This is a genomic window from Paraconexibacter sp., assembly GCF_041602235.1.
Lineage (GTDB): Bacteria > Actinomycetota > Thermoleophilia > Solirubrobacterales > Solirubrobacteraceae > Paraconexibacter.
This window is the reverse complement of sequence record NZ_JBFIGP010000349.1, coordinates 1-3,557: the sequence shown is the minus strand read 5'-3', so window position 1 is coordinate 3,557 and position 3,557 is coordinate 1. Positions and strand designations below refer to the sequence as shown.

4 protein-coding genes and 1 pseudogene are annotated in these 3,557 nt (G+C 74.8%); 3 read left to right on the top strand and 2 right to left on the bottom strand.

Translation table 11 applies throughout. The annotated features are described in order from the left end of the window. A pseudogene (locus ABYE80_RS18625) lies at positions 1–621 on the bottom strand (hypothetical protein); the annotation flags it as partial. Here ABYE80_RS18625 and ABYE80_RS18620 point away from each other — a divergent pair. Genes ABYE80_RS18620 through ABYE80_RS18610 form a run of 3 tightly spaced genes read left to right on the top strand, consistent with a single transcriptional unit; the run spans position 614 to position 3,001 of the window. Beyond that, positions 614–1,078, top strand: coding sequence for a hypothetical protein (locus tag ABYE80_RS18620; RefSeq protein ID WP_372791813.1), 465 nt, complete (start codon positions 614–616; stop codon positions 1,076–1,078). The pseudogene ABYE80_RS18625 and the gene ABYE80_RS18620 overlap by 8 nt on opposite strands. Beyond that, positions 1,065–1,799: an ABC transporter ATP-binding protein gene (locus ABYE80_RS18615; protein ID WP_372791812.1), complete on the top strand. Its 735-nt coding sequence runs from the start codon at positions 1,065–1,067 to the stop codon at positions 1,797–1,799. The genes ABYE80_RS18620 and ABYE80_RS18615 overlap by 14 nt, the downstream gene beginning before the upstream one ends. Next, positions 1,796–3,001, top strand: coding sequence for an ABC transporter permease (locus tag ABYE80_RS18610; RefSeq protein WP_372791811.1), 1,206 nt, complete (start codon positions 1,796–1,798; stop codon positions 2,999–3,001). The genes ABYE80_RS18615 and ABYE80_RS18610 overlap by 4 nt, the downstream gene beginning before the upstream one ends. Before the next feature lie 31 nt (positions 3,002–3,032). Here the strand turns inward: ABYE80_RS18610 and ABYE80_RS18605 are convergent. Beyond that, positions 3,033–3,557: alpha/beta fold hydrolase (locus tag ABYE80_RS18605; protein ID WP_372791809.1), on the bottom strand; the 525-nt coding region annotated here is incomplete at its 5' end.

Genomic DNA, 3,557 nt, shown 5'->3' with positions numbered 1-3,557 from the left:
GCCCGGCTCGCGGCGCGTCGGCCAGGTGAACATCCCCGTCGGATCGAGCGCCAGCAGCGGCGGTGGCGCCGGCACGAGCGCGGCGGCGTCGGCGCGGACGGCGTCGACGACTGCCTCGCCGGGCGCAACGACCACGCTCGCTGCGAGCACCGGGGCGACGGACGCAGGCGCGTCCCTGCCCTCGACCGCCTCGCTGGACGGAACCGGCTCATCGCTGCGCACGCTGGCGCTGGCGGACGACCAAGGGCCGCGCACGGTCTTCGCCTCGGCGGCGGTCGAGGCCGCACAGGCGGACGGGGCCACCGTCGGTCCCACGGGGCCCACCGGGCCCACCGGTCCGACAGGGCCCACGGGACCGGCGAGCGCGCCGTCCATGACCCCGCCCGGGGCCGGCGGCGACCGGTCCGCATCGTCGCCGCAGCAGCGTACGCCCAGCACGGGCAGCGCGGGCGGAGGGTCGGCGGGGACGCGGAGCGGCAGCGGGGCGAGTGCCGGACTCCCGCGCGCCAGCGCTGCGGCCTCCGGCGCGAGCGGTGGTGGCGGAGGCGCCTCCGGGAGCGGGGCGAGCGGCGTGGCCACGCAGTCCGCGGCCGCCGACGTGTCCTCCGCGCTGATGACCACGACCTCGACGAAACGGATCGTCGCGATCGACCTCGAGACCGGCTACGCGGACCTTGCCGCGAGAGGTGGCGAGGTGTCGGTCGGGCTGCCGGACGGCAAGGAGCTGGCCGGTCGCATCGCGAGCGTCGGCACCGTCGCGCAGAAGAAGGCCAGTGCCACGGACGACGATCCGCCCGCCACGATCAAGGTGATCGTGAAGCTCACGGAGAGCACGACGCTGACCCTCGATCAGGCGCCGGTCGACGTCCGGCTGGAGAAGTCCCGCGCGAAGGACGTCCTGACGATCCCCGTCACGGCGCTGATGGCGCGCGAGGGCGGCACGTTCGCGGTCGAGGTCCGTGAGGGCGAGACCCGGCGGATCGTCCCGGTCGAGACCGGCCTCTACACCGACGGTGACGTGGAGATCACGGGCGAAGGCCTGCGGCCCGGCATGCAGGTGACCGATGCCCGTGTCTGACGGCGCGGGCACGGGCGGGAGTACGGGCGCGGCGAGCGACGGGGCGCTGCTGGCGCTGCGCGGCGTGACGAAGGAGTACCCGGGCGGCGTGCGCGCGCTCGACGGCGTCGACCTCGAGATCCGCCGCGGCGAACTGGCCGCGATCGTCGGGCCCTCCGGCTCGGGCAAGACCACGCTCCTGCAGATCATGGGAACCCTGGACCGCCCGACCGCCGGCCACGTCCTGATCGCGGGGATCGACGCGGCGACCGCCTCCGACGACGAGCTGTCGGCGCTGCGTGGACAGCGCCTGGGCTTCGTCTTCCAGCAGTTCTACCTCCTGGACGGCTTGTCGGCGGTGGACAACGTCGCGGGCGGCCTGCTCTACACCGGCGTGCCCCTCGGGGAGCGCCGCGACCGGGCTCGAGAGGCGCTGGAGCGCGTCGGCCTCGGACATCGGTTGAGCCACCATCCCAACCAGCTCTCGGGCGGCGAGAAGCAGCGCACGGCGATCGCACGGGCGCTCGTCGGCCGGCCCGAGGTGGTGTTCGCCGACGAGCCCACGGGTGCGCTGGACTCCAGGACCGGCGCGAGCATCGTCGACCTGCTCATCGAGCTCAACGCCGCCGGCACCACCCTGGTCGTGATCACCCACGACGCGGCCCTCGCGGACTCGCTGCCCCGGCAGGTGGCGATGCGCGACGGCCTGATCGTCAGCGACACCGCGCTGAGCACCGCATGAGCGGCGGCGACCTGCATCCCAGCCGGCTGACGCTGCGCGACGTGCTGGCGGTGGGCTCGATCGGCCTGCGGACCCGGAAGCTGCGGGCCGCGCTGTCGGCGGTCGGGGTGGCGATCGGCATCGCCTCGATGGTCGCGGTGCTCGGCCTGTCGGCGTCCAGCCAGGCGGACCTGCTCGACACGATCGACCGGCTGGGCACGAACCTCCTGACCGCATCCCCCGGGCAGTCCTTCGGCGGCGGCACGCCCGAACTGCCGGACAGCGCGACGGCGAAGATCGGCGCGCTCGACGGGGTGACCGCGGCGTCGGCGATCTACACGGTCGACGGAGCCACCGTCCGGCGCAGCGCGTTCGTGGATCCGGGGGACACGAGCGGCATCACCGTCTACGGGGCCGACCCGGACCTGCCCGCCGCCGTGTCCGGGAAGATGGCCGAAGGCGTGTTCCTGGATCGGGCGACCGAGCGCTTCCCCACGGTGGTGCTGGGCTCGATCGCCGCGCAGCGGCTGGGGGTGAGCGACCTGTCCGGACGTCCGCAGGTGTACCTGGGTGACGGCTACCACCGCGTGATCGGCATCCTCGCGCCGGTGACCCTGGACGAGGGGCTGGACCGCGCCGCGCTGATCGGCCTGCCGCACGCCGAGCAGGCGTTCTCCGCCGGGACCGCGCCCGCCAAGGTCTACGCGCGGACCGACGCGGATCGCCTGACGAGCATCCGCGACCTCGTCGCGCCGGCGGCGAACCCGCAGAACCCGGAGGAGGTCGACGTCTCCCGTCCCTCCGACGCGCTGGAGGCCAAGGCGGCCGCGGAGGGCGCCTTCACCTCGCTGTTCCTCGGCCTCGGGGCCGTGGCCCTGCTGGTCGGCGGCGTCGGGATCGCCAACGTCATGGTCATCAGCGTGCTGGAGCGCCGGTCGGAGATCGGTCTGCGCCGCGCGCTGGGCGCGACGCGCCGCCACGTCACCACGCAGTTCCTCACCGAGTCGCTGCTGCTGGCCGGGACCGGTGGCGCGGCCGGCGCGGTGCTGGGCGCCGGCGTGACCGCCGTGTACGGGGTGGCGCAGGGACAGCGTGTCGTCGTACCACCGGAGGCGATCGCCGGCGGGATGGTCGCCGCGGTGCTGATCGGCGCGGTCGCCGGGTTGTACCCCGCCCTGCGAGCGGCGCGCCTGTCGCCGACGGAGGCGCTGCGGACGGTGTGAGGCGGGCGCGCTGACGGAGCGGGTGATGCGACTACTCGACGGCCGGTCGCGCGCTCAGCGCCGCCGCGACCCGAGCGGTCGCCTCCAGCTGCGGGTAGTGCCCGACCCCGTCGAGCACGTGCACCTGCGCGTCGGGGATCCGCCGCTCGATCTCCGGCAGGACGTGCGCGCCCGAGACCGGGTCCAGCGGCCCCCACACGAACCGGCGAGGCAGATCGCAGTCCACGAGCGCGCCGACCCACCGGTCCTCGTTCGCACGCCGCTGGGCGATGTAGTCGAGCAGCGCGTGCACGTTGCGGTGGCCGCCGTCGCGCGAGAACGCCCGCCAGTGCTCGCGCAACTCGCGCTCGTCGACCGGCGCGGCCAGCACGCCGCGCAGACCCTGGACGTAGCGCCGCTCGGTCATCATGCGCGCCAGCAGCGGGCCGGCCGGACCGGCGAGCAGCTTCTGGATGCGGACGGGCCGGTGCAGGTGCGGGAACAGGCCGCCGTTGAGGAACGTCACGGGACCGTCGAAGGTGACGGCGAGGCGGCCCTCGGCGCGACGCGCGAGCAG